The sequence below is a fragment of the Archangium violaceum genome, assembly GCF_016859125.1.
Classification (GTDB): Bacteria; Myxococcota; Myxococcia; order Myxococcales; family Myxococcaceae; genus Archangium; species Archangium violaceum_A.
Window position 1 is genome coordinate 8,990,052 of record NZ_CP069338.1, and the last position, 18,191, is coordinate 9,008,242.

Consider the following 18,191-nt stretch of genomic DNA (forward strand, 5'->3'; position numbering starts at 1 on the left):
CCGCAGTCACTCCCAACGTCCTGACCCCTGGCTGCCCTCCGGTCAGGTAGTGTCGTCGGGTTGACCTGGGAAGTTGCGCGCCGAGCTGGCGCCGTTACCCTAACAGAGGAGAGGTCCATGCAGTGCAGTGCGCGGGTCCTCCCTCATGCCGTTTTAGAAGTCCCACTGTAGTACTAGGAACGCTTGGGCGGATCGATGACGCTCGCGTACTGGTAGAGCGCCTTCCGCCACTCGTTTCGCGTCTCGTGGCCCGTCTTGATGCGACACTGCTCGGCGGCAACGGCCCACTTCCTGGCCCGGACGGACTCGGTGAGCTTGGGGAAACCGTTCGGAAACGCTCCGATGCCGACGTTGTAGACCATGTCGAGAAGGGCACGACGGACGCAGCGGGGATAGGTGTCGAAGTCGGGTTTGAACACGACGTCCCTGATCCGGGGGATGAACTCGGTGTCGAGCCGCTTCTTCAGGAGCGCGCGAATGTCCTGGTCGGTGAGGGCGATGGTCGGCCGCATCGCATACTCCGTGGCCCTCATCTTGGGGCGCATGGCCTTGACCGCTCTGAAGGCCGTCACGATCTCCTCCGGCGTCGCGGCCCTGCCCGCGTCCATGTTCTGGAGGGGCAGCTTCTTGGCGTCTTCCTCCGTGCGAACCAGGTTGCCCGCGCCCACCGTCACGTTCCCCTCGGTGTCCAGGTACATGTACGCAACGACACCTTCCCAGGAGGTGAGGTCGTTCCACATGTCGTCGAAGGTGAGCGGCGTCTTCTGATCGCCGGCCTCGGGAGGCGGTGCCGGGATCGTGTTGATGCCGGATTTACGCCGCTTGGGCCGGGGAGGCCGCTGCTGTGTCGACACGCCCTCCATCGAGCAGATCCAATCCGCGTCCACATCCCAGGTGAGCGCCTGCCCCTTGACGAGGGAGAATTTGGTGTCGTCGAAGTCGAGATAGGGGAGGATCGGACCGGGCTTGCCGTCACGAGCCGCGGCCGGGAGCGAGAGGATCGCGTAGGCCGGTGCGAGGGGGAGGGCGCCTGCCTCCAGCCGCTTGGGGAGCCAGTGCCGTTCTCCCAGGTAGCCCTCGAAGATGCCATCCGCGCCCAGGGGGAGCCGAATGGCCGTGGCGTGAGGGTTCAAGGGAACCGGACCCGGTGCATGTGGCTCCACCAGCGCGATGTCGAGCCGGAGCTCCGCGCGCGGAGACACTCCCGAGATCTTCCCGCTCACCTCCCATGTCCCTTCGATGGACGGGTCGTATTCGATCTTGAAGGCTTCGAGCTTGGGCCTGGGCACGATGAGGAAGTTCTTCTCTTCCTTCAGCAAGGTGGGTTGGCCACCGCTCCTCGTCCCCCAGAGCTGCCAGCCGAACTCGTAGCTTCCAGCCTCCTCTTCCCCCACATCCGCCAGCTGGTGGCAGCTGTCGTCCGTGAAGCCGATCGCCCAGCTTCGGCTGAAGTTCATGAAGGAGAGGCCAGAGTTCCATCGATACGAAAAGGCGCTCCTGGGATTTTCGGCGGCGATCTCGGTCGAACCTTCATCGAGCTCGATCACCCGGAGCTCGAGATCCGCCCAGCCGAAGACCGCCGCGAATTCGGGGGTGAAGGTCACGCGCTCGCCGAGCAGGAGCTGCTGCGGCTTCTGCACCTTGATTTCACAGGTGTTATCGAACTCGATGGCCGGTTTGAAGATGGCGGCCTCGGCATGGGGGAAGTCCGGCGTGATGGAGAAACCCAACTTCCCCTTGCCGATCAGCCGTTGGGCGATCAGGTCGACGGTGGGATCCTTGCCGTCGACCTTGACCTCGAACCTTCCGTTCGACGCGATCTTCATCACCACCGCGCCCTCCACGGGATACGACAAGGTCTTGTCCCCGTGGTCCACCAGCCAGGTGAGTCCACACTTCAAGTCACCCGGGCGGAAGTTCTTGCTCGAGCCCCTGATGGGGAAGTCGATGAGGAGGGTCATCGGATGCCCGATGGACCACGCGCCCGGCGGATCGAACGTGATCGACGTTCGCGGAACGAGCACGAACTCGAGCGAGGCCCGGTAGCCCGCGCTCAGGTTGGTGCTCTCGGTCTTCTTCCGGGCTTCTTGGGCTTGAGCTTCGCTCTGTGCTGCGCTCTGGCTATTGCTTGGCGTGGACATGGTTCAAGAGCTGTTGTGCGTCGAGGCTAGGAGCCCAGATCCTCGGATTTGATTTCAGGAGCGGACTTCACTTCGACGGCAATGCCACGGACATCAACCGTGTTGCCCGTCTTCGTCCCCTTGGGGCTCCAGGTGAAGCGGTAGGTCCCCGGGGTCTTCTTCAACCGCTCCTTGAGGAGGTTGGCCTCGAATGTACCCGTCTCCGAGCAGTGTCCGTAATGCGAGGGGTCGCTCTTGAGCGGGACCTTGTAGCGAATCAACTCGGTGATTCTCACGTCCTCCTGCCACTGGCCCGCGTCATCCAACTTCTCGCACGTGACGTGGAGGGCGATGTCCGTGGGCATGTAGCTGGCCTTGCCCAGGAACCGGAGTTGCTTGGGTCCGACCTCGATCGTGAAGTCATCGAGGCTCGGCTTGATCGTGAACTCCCGAGGCGGAAGCGGAGGCGGAGGAGTCGCCACCTTCCCGGGCTGGGAGAGCTCGGCCGAGAACTTGAGCGTTCCGCCCCAACGACCCGGGAGGGGTCTGCCCTTCTTGTCCTTGAACAGATCCCAATCCGTGACGAGGGACGAGCCCGCGAGGGTGCCTTGACGGAACGTCTCTCCGCCCACTTCGAGCTTGATGACGGGGCTGGCGGCCCTCCATTGGTTGATGTCTCCATGGAGGCGTACCTTCGTGTGGACCTTGCCGAGTCCCATCGAGACCTCGATCTCGTCGAACTCGAACCGGGCCACGGGAGGCAGGAGCTTGTCCGCGACGACCTCGAGGAAGTCATTGCCACAGGCGGCCTTGATGTCCTCGGCCGAGGCGGCGATCAGCTTCGTCGTGTCTCCCAAGGGAGAGTCCTTGCCGGCCAGGACCAGGTGCCCGCCGTTCGGGGCGATGAAGCGGGGGCGTACGTGAAGCGTCTCTCCTTCGGCGGAGAGCACCTCCTCGGCGATGAGCCCCAGCGCGGGACCCGGGTCGAACTCGAAGCCGAGCGGACCGGTGGAGGGCGGCGGCTCGTAGGTGAGCACGATCGCCGATTCCGTGTCGTCCCGCCCGGCCTGGAAGTACTCGGCGGCGGGAAGCAGTTGCAGCTTTTTCTCGAGCGCATCGAGATCCGCGCTGGTGCCCGAGGCGGGGACGACGAGGAGGGATAGACCGTTTCGTTCGAGTCTCTTCACCGCGAGGGGAATGTCCTTCTCATTGCGGTTCTTCGGCCGGCACGCATTTCGAAGCTCCTGGAGGCGTTGTGCCAGGGGAACGGAGAGGCGGAACTCCGCGACATCGCGCGTGAAGACCGGCCCGAAGCGCGGATGGCTCACGAAATTCTTGAAGGAGAAGTCGGGGGTGATCTGCGGGTTGCTCTTCGCCTTCTCCTTCCCAACGATGAAGTCCCGCCTGTACTTGAGGCCTCCAACCACCTTCTCGTCAGGAGGCCTGTTCGCGAGGATCGGGAGCGCGAGCTCGCCGGGTGTTGGCGCTTCGTCCAGGTTGGGCTTCTGACCCTTGGGGGCCCGCCAGTGTTCGAAGACGATGTAGCCGGCGAGGGCGACGGGCCAGTTCGTGCGGCAGACGAAGGTTCCAGTGGAGAGGGGGCGGACCTTGCCGTCAGTCGTCTTGGCGGTCCCTCCCGTGCCGAGCGCGAAGGTCTGTCCGGCGAGCTCGGGCTTGGGGACCTCGAGTGCCGAGGCCCCGGTGGTGAGTGGCTCGAAACGTTGCTCGTTCCCGTTGGTGGCGTGCATTTCCCAGCTGCCCCAGAAGGGGAAGCGGGAGCGCCCCATGGCGACGCCGTCGGTATACGGTGTGCGGCTGAACACCCGTGGTGCTTGGGCCGCGCCCGCCCCATCTTTCGCGGTGGCGAGGAAGCGCACATCGGTACCGTTCGTGCCGTCGGTCGAACCGTATCCGTGCTGCACCAACACGGCCATCAGCTCCATCCCCACCCGTGGCTCCGGTTCCTTCCAGAGCAGACCAAAGAACATCGGCTTCTGGGTGCTGTCACCGCGCTTGAGCGTGCCAGGTGGCCACGACTTCTTGAACGCAATGGCTTCCTTCTCGAGCAGGATGTCGATGAGCCACAGCGTCGTGACCGGGTGCATGTTGACGAGGCGGGCATCCTCGGGCAGCAGGTGGTCGCCCGCGCCGAAGATGCTCTTCTCCTCGGCTTCAGCGCCGAGTACCGGGACCTCTCCGAACAGGTCGTTCTCGTCTTTTCTGCGGGCCCACCAGCTCAGTGGCCGGAGGTTCTTCTTGAACGCGGCGAAGGCCACCTCATCGCTGGTATCCACGAGCGCTTCGAGGTGGCCGGCTTTTCCGCGGGCATCGAGCTGGGCCTCGAGACCCTTTGGCGTCCACTCGTTCACGTGGTCCAGCACGAGGTTGCGCCAGCGATGAGACGCGGCCGTCTTGAAGAGCTGCGCGCGGCTCTCGAGCCGCTTCGGACGTGGGTTCTCACCCGACGCCAGGGGCACCTTGTCGAGGAAGAAGTGGGGAGACCAGAGCGAGAGCGCGTCCGCCTCCGCGGGCACGTTCAGCGTGACCTTTCCCTGGTCCGGATGGAGCTGGATGCGCTCGGATTTGAGAGGGGCACCCGCCTTCGTGTAGCTCACCTCGAGGATGCACTTCCCCCCGGCCTCCCCCTTGTACTGGTGCTCGTTCTTGAGGGTGATATCGAGGGGATAGGTGAAGGGCACGGCCGCGTTGCCCTCACTCGAGAAGAACGTATTGCCGTCGTTGAAATACCGCGACACCACGCGGCCATACCCGTCCGTCGTCAGGCTTTCGACGATCTTCCCCCCGGCATCCCCGAGCATTTGCTGGATTTCGTTGGGGGCCTTCTCGTCCCGCGAGGAGGGCATGTCCAGGAAGTTGTTCTCCCGCTCTTCATGGACCGATTTGAACAGGCCATTCAAATCCCCTGCCTTGTTCTGGAGGAACTGGATTCCGCCCCCCTCGCCGCCGGGGGAGAACAGCTCCCAGTGCAGGTACCTCGGTAGATGCTGCGGGTCGACTGCCTCGGAGAAGGGGAGGCCTTTGGCGACGAAGCCGATCGTCTCACCCGCGGCCACGGGAAAGAGCGCGCGATCAAAGGTGACGATGGCCCCCTCCTTCAGGGCCTGGATGGCCTGGCTGACGTCCTCGGGGCTGGGCTTGCTCAGCGCCAGGACGCGCTCTTCGCTCCGGGCGGGCAGGGGCGAGGTGCGATCATGCACCTTGAATGTGGTCGCCTCCGGGTTCAGTGGCTCCTGGGACCAGAAGGTCTTGCCGACGTCGTCGCTGTTCGGGTCGAGGTTGACCACCCCGCCGAACTGCATCTTCAGGAGCGACGCCACCCAGGGCACCTTCTCGAACCCCTGGCTGTTCGGCTCCCACGGGGACGCGAGGTGCATGGAGAGGCTGTAGAGCGGATGGACCGTCTCGGAGTTGCCACCCCCCTCCGCCTTCTCCACGAGCTCGTGCCGGAGGAGGACGAAGCCCAGATGGCGTCCCTCCGTCACGTCGCGGACGTCGGGATTGTCTCCGCCCGTTCCTGGAGCCATGAGCCTCGCGGCCACGATGTACCCTGGCATGGCCGCCTGGACCGGAACCCTGGCTTCCGATGAGGGCTCCGGCTCCAGGTGCACACCGCCGTGCAGGTTCTGCTGGAGCCCCAGCGGGAAATAACCACCGGTCCCGCGCTCGTTGCGGACGTAGTACTTGAGCGGTGATTCGCGCTTCTGGTCCGCGCTGAACGGGAAGAACACCTGCGGCGGATCCTCATCGGGGAGTCCCTCGATGGTGTCGCGCAGGTACTCGAAGTGCATGTAGTCGTGGTAGTAGCCGCCCCAGTGAAACCCGTGGCTCGCGAGGATCTCCACGATCCTCCGGGGCATGTCGAACGGTTGACCCGCTTTGAAGGGATTCGTGTCCCAGTTGATGTCGATCGCACTGCCCCAGGAGTGGTTGGAGAGCAGGTCCTTCTTGGCGGAGGTGCCTTTCCCGTAGGGGATTCTGTCCTCGAAGGTGCCACGCCTGCGATCTTCCTCGGCGCAGCGGATGTTCCAGTTGGGCCAGAAGTCGCTTTGCTTTCTCAGCTCCGCGTATTCAGGGCGGTTCGCGATGGCGGCCTTGACGCTGTCGTTCTGCTTGTAACGAAAGTAATACCCCCCGACCACGTGGATGATGTAGGGCAGGTTCTCGGCCTTGATCTTCTCGAACGCAGCCAGGAGGAGGTGCTCCAGCTTGCGGTTGATCTCCACGGTCATCGTCCCGGTCTTCTGCGGGCCAATGCCTGGCAGCTTCACCGGAACGATGTGGTTCTTCCTGAAGCTGTCGAGGACAGGGTTCTCGAGAACCCTTGATGTCTTGTCGAACCTGCTGCCGGTGCTGTCGCCTTCGAACGCGTCTTGGATCTGCGGAGGACCGTAGATCTTCCTGACGTCATCCTTGGTGTGACAGACGTACTTCGGCTCTTGATGGCTATAGCTCACGGGGATTTGGCCTCGACGAACCTGCCCTTGGTCCACTTGAGCATCGACGTCTGTTTACCGGAGCCCGCGATGCTGAACACGATCTCGGGGACGCCATCCTTGTCGACATCCGAGACGTTCATCAGCTCGGTATCAGGCCCCTCGTCATTGCTCCTGTCGATGGACTGGAGCCGCTTCTTCTTGCGGACGTCATAGACCCGCAGGCGTACTTCGGTCCCCGATCCTGGTTGCGAATAGTAGTGCTCGAACGCGAAGACGCCCGGCGCGACGGGATGGATGCAGGTCGTGATGCGGTTGGCTTCGCAGGGGGCGGTGATGGAGTCGGTCACCAGGTTCTTCATCCCATCGCACGACACCACGGTGATCTTCTTGGTGTGTTGACCGCGGGTGCAACCCGCGTCCGTCGCCACCAGCAGCACGCCGTTCTTCTCCAGAATCCACGAGGAGGGATCGATGACGGGATTCTTCCGGTCGATTTTGCAGGTGGGTGATTCGGTCACCAGATACGCGCCGGGACTCGTGAGGAAGGGGGGATACGCGTTCGTGTAGAGGTGGGTCATCTCGGTCTCCACCTTCCTCAGCGCCTCCTCGCCTTCCTTCTTGTCGGTGAACTTGCCGATCGTCCGGTAGACCTTGCCTTTCTGGCCGAAGAGGTAGCGATCCCCGGGCAGATCATAGGGCGCCATCGGATTCGCGGGATCGTATGGCTGCAAGGGTTTGCCGTCGTTCTTGCGCTCGCCGATCTCGATGCCGAGGCTCCGGCTGTCCCAGTTCGAGTCGCAGAGCGGCACCTCGTCCGCGCGTCCCTGGGCGGGTGCTCCGAGCACCACCAGGGCGCATACGGTCGAGAGGGTCCACCGCCCAGCGGTGGAGACGCGAGGAGCACGATCGTTGCCAGAGGACATCGCGAATCGCCTTTCTGAATCCATGTGGGGGGGGGGTTGGACCCCGGGGGCCGCGTGCATGACGACAGGGGGAGCTTTCCCCCGAATGACGAGGGTCGCACGCGGAAATTCGGTTGGGGAAGGTGGGGCCACGGCATACGTCCGCGTACCTCGAGCACCCCCTTGGATGGGGCGTGGGTCAGCACGAACGGCGTGTCGTGGTTTCCATGCGAGGGGCTCGGCCGGGGATTCTCCCCTCGGTTCCGAGCCGGCGCCTGCTCGCCTGTCCTGCGGGCTCCAGGGGCGCGGTGGGTGGCTCGCGCCCGTGGAGGGCTACACCTACGCCGTGGCGCCGCGCACCACGCGCATCAACTCGCCGGAGTCGATGAGCTGGCTGACGGCCTCGATGTCGCGGTGGATCTCCCGGTCCTTCTCCATGGTGGGCACGCGGCTGCGCACCAGCTCGTGCGCGGCGCGAGGCCCGCGGCCGGCCTTCACCGGCAGCCGGTAGTCCAGCGCCTGGCTCGCCACCAGGATTTCAATGGCGAGGCACGTGCGGGTGAAGTCCGCCACCTGGCGACCCTTGAGGGCCGCCGTCATGCCCATGGACACGTGGTCCTCGCGGCCGGCCGAGGAGGGAATCGAGTCCACCGAGGCGGGGTGGCACAGCACGCGGGACTCGGCGACGAGGGCCGCGCTGGTCACCTGGGCGATCATGAAGCCCGAGTTGAGGCCCGAGTTCTTCGCGAGGAACGGGGGCAGGTTGGACAGCGACGGGTTGACGAGCTGCTCCACGCGGCGCTCGCTGATGGCGGACAGCTGGGTGAGCGCCATCGCCGCCACGTCCATGGCCAGCGAGATGGGCTGGCCGTGGAAGTTGCCGCCCGAGACGATCTTCCCGCTCTCCACGAAGACGAGCGGGTTGTCCGTGGCGCTGTTGACCTCGACCTCGAGGATGCGCCGGGCGAAGGCGAGCCCCTCGCGCGCCGCGCCATGTACCTGGGGCATGCAGCGCAGGGAGTAGGGGTCCTGCACCTTGCTGCAGTTGACGTGCGTCTCCACCAGATCGCTGCCGGCGAGCAGCCGGCGCAGGTGGGCGGCGACCGCCTTCTGGCCCTCGTGGGGGCGCACGTCCTGGATCTCCGGGATGAAGGGCTTGTGGCTGCCGAGCAGCCCCTCGAGTGTCATGGAGCCGGCGATGTCCGCGACATTCGAGAGCATCTCGGCGCGCAGCTGGAGCAGGGTGCCCACTGCGCACATGGCCTGGGTGCCGTTGACGAGCGCCAGGCCCTCCTTGGCCTCCAGCACCACGGGCGTCAGCCCCGCGCGCTCGAGCGCCGAGCGGGCCGGCATCCGCTGCCCCTGGTAGAAGGCCTCGCCCTCGCCGATGAAGACGAGCGCCAGGTGGGCCAGCGGCGCCAGGTCACCCGAGGCACCCACGCTGCCGCGCTCGGGCACCACCGGCACCACGTCCTTGTTGAGCATGTCCAGGGCCAGCTTCAGCGTCTCCAGGCGGATGCCGGAGAAGCCCTTGGCGAGCACGTTGCACCGCAGCAGCAACAGGGCGCGGGCCTCGGGCAGGGACATGGGCGTGCCCACGCCGGCCGCGTGCGAGAGGATGAGGTTGCGCTGCAGCTCGCGCAGGTCCTTCTTGTCGATGCGCACCTCGGCCAGGGTGCCGAAGCCGGTGTTGATGCCGTAGGCGGGGGCATCCCCGGCGGCGACACGGTCCACCAGTTCTCGCGAGGCCCGGACGCAGGCCTCGGCCTCGGGCGAGAGCTCCACGGTCACCTCGTTGTGGGCAACCTGCAGAATCTCCTCCAGCCGGAGGGTGTCTCCATCGATAAGAAGTCGGGGGCGGTACATGTGGGGCTCCGGAAGCAGCGGGTACGGCGTTCCTCGGGCGCACCCTATACCCCAACAACCGGCGGTCCGCAGCCCGTCCACCCCCAGAGTGTTCGGGAGCTTTTGACAGTCGGGGGTCGCCTCACTACCGTGACGCGCCGTTCCAAGGAGGAACCAGCCAACGTGGCATTGATCGTCCAGAAGTACGGCGGAACGTCGGTCGGCGACATCGACCGAATCAAGAACGTGGCCCGCCGCTGCATCGCGGCGCAGGCCGCTGGGAACGACGTGGTGGTGGTGGTGTCCGCGATGTCCGGCGAGACCAACCGTCTGCTGAAACTCGTCTCCCAGATCACAGACCGGCCCAGCGAGCGCGAGCAGGACGTGGTGGTGGCAACCGGCGAACAGGTGTCCATCGGCCTGGTGGCCATGGCCATCCAGGCGCAGGGCGGCCAGGCGACCAGCTTCATGGGTCATCAGGTGCAGATCGTCACCGACAGCACCTTCTCCAAGGCGCGTATCAAACGCATCGACGCCGAGAAGATCGTCGAGGCGCTCAAACAGAAACACATCGTCGTGGTGGCGGGTTTCCAGGGACAGGACGAGCAGGGCAACGTCACCACGCTGGGCCGTGGCGGTTCGGACACCACGGCCGTGGCGCTGGCCGCGGCGCTCAAGGCGGACGCCTGTGAGATCTACACGGACGTGGACGGTGTCTACACGACCGATCCCAACGTGTGCCCCGCGGCGCGCAAGCTGGACCGCATCTCCTATGAGGAGATGCTCGACCTGGCCAGCCTGGGTGCGAAGGTCCTGCAGATCCGTTCGGTCGAGTTCGCGATGAAGTACAAGGTGCCGCTCTGGGTGAAGTCCTCCTTCACGGACGACCCGGGCACTCTGGTGTGTGAGGAGGACAAGTCGATGGAGAACGTGGTTGTCAGCGGCATCGCCTACGACAAGAACGAGGCGAAGCTCGCCATCAACGCCGTGCCGGATACTCCGGGCGTGGCCGCGAAGATCTTCGGGGCGCTCGACGCGCAGAACATCGTGGTGGACCTGATCGTCCAGACGGCCTCCAGGGAGGGCCGCACGGATCTGTCCTTCACGGTGGGCAAGACGGACCTGTCCAAGGCGCGTGAGACCGTGGAGCGCGTGGCCAAGGAGATCCATGCGGGCGGCGTGGAGACGGATGGCGAGGTGGCCAAGGTCTCCATCGTCGGTGTGGGCATGCGCAACCACTCGGGCGTGGCGGCGAAGATGTTCCAGGTGCTCGCGGGTGAGGGCATCAACATCCAGCTCATCTCCACGTCGGAGATCAAGGTCACCTGCCTCATCCACTCGAAGTACACGGAGCTGGCCGTCCGGGCGCTGCACACGGCGTTCGGCCTGGACAAGGCTCCCGCTGCGAGCTGAGCCGTGAACCGGACCGGCGCGCTCGCGGTGGCCTCGCTCGGGCTGTTGGGCCTGGGTGTGGTGGCGCGTAGCCGCTGGCCGGACTCCGCGCCCGCGCTGGACTGTGAGCCCGGCGCGGTGCGCGTGGTGGACGGGATCGCGGTGTGTGGTGATGGCGCCGCCCCCTCCGCCCCGCAGCGCCTCGTGTTGGGGCAGAAGCTGGACCTCAACTCGGTGTCCGAGGACGACCTCGCGAGGGTGCCCGGGATTGGGCCCTCGCTCGCTCGCCGTCTCATCCGGGCCCGGGAGGACCAGGGCCGCTTCGCCTCCTGGGCGGAGGTGGCGGCCGTCCCCGGAGTGGGAGCCGCCCGGCTGGAGACCCTCCAGGCGACGACCGAGCTACGGTAGGCGCCAGGGCCCCGAGGCGTGTGATAAGCACTCCCTGTGGAGATCGCCTGCCCCCAGTGCTCGATGCAGTACGCGCTCGACCCCCGGTTGCTTCCGCCAGGGGGTGTTCCGGTGCAGTGCACCCGTTGTAGCCACATCTTCATCGCCGCTCCGCCGGGTGCGGCGGCTCCTCCTCCTCGTCCGGCGGCTCCCCGTCCCACCGCGCCCAACCCGAGCCCGAACCCCAGCCTGAACTCCACGTTGCTCTATGGCGACGCGGGTGGGGCCGCGCAGCAGCATCCCATCGGGACGACGCAGACCTTTGGCGCGGTGCCGAGGATTCCGTCGGTGGCTCCCGTGGGGCCGGCGGGCCCCAGGCCCCAACCGGCTCCGGCGGGGGCGGTACCCGCGCCCCAGACGACGCAGGTGTTCGGCGCGGTGCCCAAGCCTCCGCCCGCGGCCAGGCCTCCGGCGGGGGCGGTACCCGCGCCCCAGACGACGCAGGTGTTCGGCGCGGTGCCGCAGCCGCGGGCCAGGCCGCCCTCCGCGGCGACGACGCCCCCCTTCGGCTCCATGCCGCAGCAGGTGGCTCCCGTTGCCAGGCCCCCGGCGGGCACCACGGCGCCCGCGCCCCAGACGACACAGGTGTTCGGTGCCGTGCCCGCGCCCCAGACGACGCAGGTGTTCGGCGCCGTGCCCGAGGTTCCGCCCAGGGCACAGGCTCCGGCGATGCCTCCGCCCGGTCAGCCCGCGACGGGGACGTTCTCGCAACCTCCGGGGCTGATGCCTCGGGCCGCGACCGAGGAGCGGCTCCCCGAGGCCCCGGCCCCCAAGCCAGGGCCGTTGGTCGGGGTCGCGGCGACGACGCCCATCGAGCTTCCCGACGAGATCCTCGACCAGTTGAACCGCCCGCTCTCGGAGTTGATAGCGGAGGGCGCTTCCTCTCCCGAGAACCCGCAGTCCCAGGCGGGAGGGCCGGTGCAGGCCCTGTCCAAGCCTCTCGAGCTGCCGCCGGCATTGCTCGATGGGTCCGTCGACATCACCCCCAAGGAAGGCCGCGGCAAGCGCCCGGAGCCGGGTCGCAAGGGCCGGAACCTGCTCATCGCGGGAGGCGTGCTCGTGCTCGCCCTGACGGCGTTCCTGACCTCGCCGGCGTGGCTCACGAAGTCCAACGCCATGCCGCACGAGGTGCGGGTCGCCCGGGACGAGGCGGTGGTGTTGCTGCGGCGGGACGATGCGGCCTCGAAGGAAGAGGCCCTCTCCCGGTTGAAGGCCCTGTCGGCCGCGCACCCCCAGAACGTCGAGCTCCTGGCGGAGGTGGCGAGCGCGCTCGGCATGCATGTGGACGACACCCGTGTCCAGGTGGCCACGCTCCAGGCGAAGGTGCTGCGGCTGCAGGCTCGCATCAGTCGCCTCAAGCTGGCCCGGTCGCCGGCCGACTGGCAGAGCCGTGTCAACACGATGCAGGAGGAGCTGACCGCCACCCAGCGGGAGCTGACCCCGCTCGACGAGCGCGCCAAGGTGCTCTCGAAGGAAGCCGTGCAGGTGCTGAAGCAGCTGGGAGCGGCTCCCGAGAAGGAGTCCCGTGAGGTCGCCCTGGCTCGTCTTCGGGGCAGTGCCATGCTCAGCAGCATCCTGGGCGGGGGCGAGGCGCTCGGCATGGCCGTGAAGCTGGCCCAGGCGGACCTGCGGGACTGGAGCACGGTGGCGATGGCCGAGTACGTCCTCAACTACGCCACGCCCACGGAGCCCCAGATCCAGGAGTCCATCGCCGCGCTGGAGCGTCTGCGTGAGAAGGACAACACCTTCCTGCGTGCCTATGTGCTGGGAGCGCGCATCGCCCTGACGCGCAAGGAGACGGCCGTCGCGCAGTCGCTGTTGGACGCCGTCATCACCCTCAACCCCAAGCACGAGCTGGCCCAGCAGCTTCATTCGTACGCCGGGGAGCTGGCGAAACAGGAGTCCGAGCCCGAGCCAATCCCGCCGGCTCCCTCGCCCGAGGTCGAGCTCCCTCCGGCCGTCGATCCGGATGCCACCGCCTCGTCGGACGCCGGGGCCGAAGCCACCGCTCCGCTGGCTCCCTCTCTCGAGGCCACCCCTTCGCCCTGACTTCGGGCAGGCAATTTTTGCCCATCCCGGGGTGAAAGAATTTCCCACTTCCCGCCCTGATCCAGGCGCTTGCGCTCCCGGACGGGAGGACTGGTCGCTGTCCGGGGCGGCGGTATGTGCCTTGCTTCCCAGTGGCCGCGTGAACGGGTGTCGTGGGTCGGGGAGGCAGGGGTGATGGCGGAACTGGTGTTCTGGTGTGCCGCGGTGCTGCTGGTACACACGTACTTTCTGTACCCGGTGGTGTTGTTCGCCCTGGATGGCGTGGCGCAGGTGCTCCACAACGTGCGCTACATGCGCTCGGGGCAGAGCCAGCGCCTGGGTGAGCAGCCGAGCGCGCTGCCCCGGGTGAGCCTGGTGGTGGCGGCCTACAACGAGGCGAGCTGCATCGAGGAGAAGCTGCGCAACAGTCTGGCGCTGGACTATCCGGCGGAGCGCTTCGAGGTGCTGATCGGCTCGGACGGCTCGTCGGACGGGACGGACGAGCTCGTGCAGCGGTGCACGGACGAGCGGGTGAGGCTGTCGGCGGCGCCGCGCGGCGGGAAGACGTCGGTGTTGAACCGGTGCATCCCGATGGCGAAGGGCGACATCGTGTTGCTCTCGGACGCCAACACGATGATCGAGCCGGAGGCGGTGAAGCGGCTGGTGCGGCACTTCGAGAACCCCGAGGTGGGGGCGGTGTGCGGGCAGCTGCGGCTCTACAACCCGACGAAGGCCGAGTACGAGGAGAGCACGTACTGGACGTACGAATCGCTCATCAAGTTCTACGAGGGCAAGCGGGGTGCGGTGGTGGGGGCGAATGGAGGGCTGTATGCCATCCGCCGCTCGCTGTTCAACGCGCTGCCCCCGTCGACGATCGTGGACGACTTCGTGATTCCGCTGCGCATCCTGGAGAAGGGCTACAAGGTGGTCTACGAGCCCGAGGCGGTGGCGCACGAGGAGACGACGGAGGACTACGGGAAGGAGTTCGGGCGGAGGGCGCGCATCGCGGCGGGGAACTTCCAGAGCCTGAGGATGGTGCCGGGCCTGTTGTCGCCGCTGTCTGGCTTCCCGGCGTTCGCGTTCTGGTCCCACAAGCTGCTGCGCTGGTGCGCGCCGGCGCTGATGGCCCTGGCCTTCGTGGCGAACCTCTTCCTGCTGAACAGCACCTTCTACCAGCTGGCACTGGCCGGTCAGGTGTTGTTCTACGCGCTGGCGTACCTCGGGAAGAGGGGAGCGCTGAAGGGGACGGCACGGAGGGTGGCGTCGGTGGCCTACTACTTCGTGACGATGAACCTGGCGATCGTGGTGGGCTTCTGGCGGTTCCTGCGCAACACGCAGCGGGCCGCGTGGGATCGCACGGCCCGGGCCTCCTCGTAGGTTCCGGGGCTGTCATCCGCTGAGGAAACACGAAGGGCCCGGACTCCTCCGCGGAGTCCGGGCCCTTCTGTCATGAGGCGGCTTCATCACATTCCAAGAGACGTTGAAACACGGCGCAGAACAGTCATACCAGTGAAACGGGTCTTCCCAGTCATTCTCCAGTCATTCTCCTCTGCTGCCAATGAGGCCACCGTGCAGGGGAGGCCCGCACGCCAGCCACATCGAGGAAGCCCCCATGACCTCTCGCCCCCCCGTCCCTCCCTTCCGGAAGGCCTCACGCCTTCTCCGCCATGTGTCTCTTTGCTTGCTGGTTTCACTCTCCTCCCTGGGGATCGGCGCGGCCTGCGCCAGTCCCGAGGAGTCCGAGCCCTCCCTGACGCCGGAGACCCTGGCGGCGGCGGTCACGGAGGTGAAGTTCCCGTCCGACGCGCCCGTCTGGAACGTGCGTGATTTCGGAGCCAGGGGAGACGGTGTCACGGACGACACGCAAGCCTTCCAGGCCGCGATCAGTGCCGCGATCGATCATAACGGCCGGTATGGCGCGCTCCGCATCGTCTACATCCCGAACGGCACCTACAAGATCACCGATACCCTCGAGAGCCGCATCGCCAATACGAAGTACTGGCACGGCTTCCGCGCGGGGCTCTACCTGCAGGGGGAAAGCCAGGCGGGAACCATCCTGTCCCTGCCTGCCGCGGCTCCTGGCTACACGTCGGCCTCGACTCCGAAGGCGGTCATCCTGACGGGCTCGGAGCAGAACGGGTTTTCCGCGACCTTCCCCGAGAGTGAGGGCAACGAGGCCTTCCGCCACTACATCCGCAACCTCACGGTCGAGATCGGCAGTGGCAATCCCGGTGCCGTGGGAATCGACTACCTGGTGAACAACCGGGGCGGCATCTACAACGTCACCGTCAAGCCCGTCGACTCCGGCCGTGTCGGGCATACGGGCATCAAGATGGACCGCCAGTGGCCTGGGATGTCGCTGGCGGCAGCTCCACGGTGACGGTGTCCGAGTACATGTCCTTCGGGGCACACAAGATGTTCTCGGACGCCATCTCGGGAGCGATCCAGCTCCCCGTGCGCGAGACGCCGGAGTTCAACACGACGGACTTCTCGAAGTGGGTCAACGTCGTGTCCTGGAAGGCCACTCCTTCCGACAGCAAGGATGACGATCTGAAAGGCATCCAGGATGCCATCGACCAGGGCAAGCCCATCGTCTACCTGCCGCAGGGTTCCTACGAGGTGTCGAACACCATCGTGGTGAGGGGCTCGGTCCAGAAGGTGATGGGCCTTTCCGCCAGCATCAGCAAGAAGGAGGGCTTCCCCGCGGGTGCGCCCCTGATCCGCTTCGACGGTGGAGCGCCGGACTTCACGATCCTGCAGAACCTGCGTCTGGGAGGGGACGTGCAGCACAACAGCGCCAAGACGCTCGTCATCACCAATACCGATATCAATGGAGCCTATGGCAACACCGCCAAGGGTACGGGCAATCTCTACCTCGAGGACACCATCGGCCCCGCACCGTTCAACATCCAGACGCCCCAGCGCGTCTGGGCACGCCAGCTGAACGTCGAGTTCCACGGGGGCGAGGAGGTCGACTACATCACCAACAACAAGAGCACGCTCTGGATCCTCGGCTACAAGACGGAGGGCATCAAGGGCAGCCTGCTGGTGAACAACGGCGGTTGGGCCGAGCTCCTCGGTGGTTTCTTCTACCCGAACAACGGGAATGGGACCGATCCGATGATCATCAACAACGGGGGCTCCCTGAGCGCCTCCTACAAGAAGGATGATCTCACCGGCAACAACTACCCCATCCACGTCCGTGACATCCGTGGAAGCGATGTCCGCGACTTCAAGTCGTCCGATGCTCCGGACGCCAACAACTGCGCGCTCTACAGCGGCGCGAAGGCGAAATACACCCCGTAGCAGGGTTTCCCCTCCCTCGCGACGAGCGGGGGAGGGGGGTTGGTTCATTCAGCGGGCGTGGGGGTGAGTCCTTCGTCTTCGGGGCGCACCCTCACCCACGCGGGGAAGGGATCCTTCAGGCGACGCCAGCCCTCGGGTCCCTTCGCGTACTCGGCGTCCGTGAGGAGGCAGCCCTCCAGCCTGCGCAGCAGCGCCTCGCGGTCCAGGTTCCGGGTGATGAAGACGAGCTCCTGGCGCCGGTCTCCGTGAGGGCCCTCGCGCACCTCGCGCTCCACCTCTGCGCGGGCCTCGGCGTCCTCCGGCCACTCCTCGCGCGGCACCGCATCCCACCACAGGCCCACGGGCTCGAAGGAGCAGGCTCCGCCCGCCTGCGCCCACACCCCGGTGATGTCCATGCGCGTGGCCAGCCAGAAGAAGCCCTTGGAGCGCAGCACTCCGCCCCAGCCCTCGTGGATGAACTTCCAGAAGCGCCCGGGGTGAAGCGGACGGCGGGACCTGAAGACGAAGCTCTCGATGCCGTATGCCTCGGACTCGGGCACGTGCTCGCCGCGCATCTCCCGCAGCCATCCGGGTGAGCGCCGCGCCTTCTCCAGATCGAACCGGCCCGTGTTCAGCACTTCGGACAGGGGCACCTTGCCGCGCTCGGCGCGCACCACCTTCGCCCCCGGATTGAGCCCGGCGAGGATGGCCTCCAGCTCCTCTACCTGGGTCGGGGTGACCAGGTCCGTCTTGTTCACCACCAGCACGTCGGCGAACTCCACCTGCTCCACCAGCAGGTCCACCACGGTGCGCTCGTCCTCCTCGCCCGCGGCCAGTCCCCGATCGCGCAGGTCCTCCGCCTGTTCCCAGTCCCTCAGGAAGTTGAAGGCGTCCACCACCGTCACCAGCGTGTCCAGCCGGGCCACCTCGCCCAGCGTGCGCCCGGAGCCGTCCTCGGAGGTGAACGTCTCCGCCACCGGCAGTGGCTCGGAGATGCCCGTGGACTCGATGAGCAGGTAGTCGAAGCGGCCTTCCCGCGCCAGCCGCCCCACCTCCACCAGCAGATCCTCGCGCAGGGTGCAGCAGATGCACCCGTTGCTCATCTCCACCAGCCGCTCGTCCACGCGCGACAGCGACGCGCCCGACTTCACCAGCTTCGCGTCGATGTTCACCTCGCTCATGTCGTTGACGATGACCGCCACCCGCAGTCCCTCGCGGTTGTGGAGCACGTGGTTGAGCAGCGTCGTCTTCCCCGCTCCCAGGAACCCCGAGAGCACCGTCACCGGCAGCGGCCCCGCCATCAGACCTTGCCCTCGCGGTAGAGCACGTGCTTGCGGATGCGCGGGTCGTACTTCTTCTTCTCCAGCTTCTCCTGCGAGAGCCGCTTGTTCTTCGTCGTCGTGTAGAAGTGCCCCGTGCCCGCGGTGGACACCAGGTGGACGATGGTGCGGTTTCCCTTCGGCATGGTCGTTGTCTCCCGGCCACCCGGCCGTGCCGGTGGCTTCTAGAACCACCCGACCATTAATGCAATGAAGTTGCATTTGCAAGGCGCTGTCAGCGGTCCGTACGGCCGCACTGCCCTCCGGCTGCGGTGCGGCTCCCCGGGCGACCAGGCGGTGCGTTGCTTCACGGCTTGACGTGGACCTCCATCAGCAAGGATGAGCGGGCCAGAAGCAGGGGCCGACAGGGCGAGTGCTTTCAGGGCCAAGAACGCA

Annotated in this window: 12 protein-coding genes; 6 read left to right on the top strand and 6 right to left on the bottom strand. The window is 66.4% G+C overall.

The features are described from left to right. Positions 1-173 precede the first annotated feature (173 nt). From JQX13_RS38335 to hutH, 4 genes are all read right to left on the bottom strand, one after another. Entirely contained in the window at positions 174-2,141 is a 1,968-nt protein-coding gene (locus tag JQX13_RS38335; RefSeq protein WP_203404374.1) for a glycoside hydrolase family protein, read from the bottom strand. A gap of 26 nt (positions 2,142-2,167) precedes the next feature. Next, on the bottom strand, positions 2,168-6,595 hold the full coding sequence (locus tag JQX13_RS38340; protein WP_203404375.1) for a M15 family metallopeptidase: 4,428 nt from the start codon (positions 6,593-6,595) through the stop codon (positions 2,168-2,170). After that, complete coding sequence (locus JQX13_RS38345) at positions 6,592-7,500, bottom strand: hypothetical protein (protein ID WP_239014105.1); 909 nt, start codon at positions 7,498-7,500, stop codon at positions 6,592-6,594. The genes JQX13_RS38340 and JQX13_RS38345 overlap by 4 nt, the downstream gene beginning before the upstream one ends. A gap of 318 nt (positions 7,501-7,818) precedes the next feature. Continuing rightward, the gene (gene hutH, locus JQX13_RS38350) at positions 7,819-9,345 is read right to left on the bottom strand and encodes a histidine ammonia-lyase (protein WP_203404376.1); all 1,527 of its coding nucleotides are present in this window, start codon (positions 9,343-9,345) and stop codon (positions 7,819-7,821) included. 162 nt (positions 9,346-9,507) lie between these two features. Here hutH and JQX13_RS38355 point away from each other — a divergent pair, with 162 nt between their 5' ends. The 6 genes from JQX13_RS38355 to JQX13_RS38380 all read left to right on the top strand — a co-directional run bounded on the left by JQX13_RS38355 (position 9,508) and on the right by JQX13_RS38380 (position 16,497). Beyond that, the gene (locus JQX13_RS38355) at positions 9,508-10,737 is read left to right on the top strand and encodes an aspartate kinase (protein WP_203404377.1); all 1,230 of its coding nucleotides are present in this window, start codon (positions 9,508-9,510) and stop codon (positions 10,735-10,737) included. Between the two features lie 3 nt (positions 10,738-10,740). Further along, positions 10,741-11,124, top strand: coding sequence for a ComEA family DNA-binding protein (locus JQX13_RS38360; protein WP_203404378.1), 384 nt, complete (start codon positions 10,741-10,743; stop codon positions 11,122-11,124). Positions 11,125-11,160: 36 nt separating this feature from the next. After that, positions 11,161-13,212 carry a zinc-ribbon domain-containing protein gene (locus JQX13_RS38365; protein WP_203404379.1) on the top strand — a complete coding sequence of 684 codons (2,052 nt, stop codon included), beginning with the start codon at positions 11,161-11,163 and terminating at the stop codon, positions 13,210-13,212. Between the two features lie 174 nt (positions 13,213-13,386). Beyond that, the gene (locus JQX13_RS38370) at positions 13,387-14,568 is read left to right on the top strand and encodes a glycosyltransferase family 2 protein (protein ID WP_203404380.1); all 1,182 of its coding nucleotides are present in this window, start codon (positions 13,387-13,389) and stop codon (positions 14,566-14,568) included. Positions 14,569-14,872: 304 nt separating this feature from the next. After that, a complete protein-coding gene (locus tag JQX13_RS38375) occupies positions 14,873-15,571 on the top strand; it encodes a glycoside hydrolase family 55 protein (RefSeq protein ID WP_203404381.1) in 699 nt (232 codons plus the stop codon). Beyond that, positions 15,535-16,497, top strand: a complete 963-nt coding sequence (locus JQX13_RS38380) for a hypothetical protein (protein ID WP_203404382.1) — start codon at positions 15,535-15,537, stop codon at positions 16,495-16,497. The genes JQX13_RS38375 and JQX13_RS38380 overlap by 37 nt, the downstream gene beginning before the upstream one ends. Positions 16,498-16,541: 44 nt before the next feature. Here JQX13_RS38380 and zigA read toward each other — a convergent pair whose 3' ends face one another. Together zigA and rpmG are read right to left on the bottom strand one after the other, a co-directional pair. Beyond that, complete coding sequence (gene zigA, locus JQX13_RS38385) at positions 16,542-17,777, bottom strand: zinc metallochaperone GTPase ZigA (protein WP_203404383.1); 1,236 nt, start codon at positions 17,775-17,777, stop codon at positions 16,542-16,544. Beyond that, a complete protein-coding gene (gene rpmG, locus JQX13_RS38390; RefSeq protein ID WP_203404384.1) occupies positions 17,777-17,941 on the bottom strand; it encodes a 50S ribosomal protein L33 in 165 nt (54 codons plus the stop codon). The genes zigA and rpmG overlap by 1 nt, the downstream gene beginning before the upstream one ends. Positions 17,942-18,191: the final 250 nt, after the last annotated feature.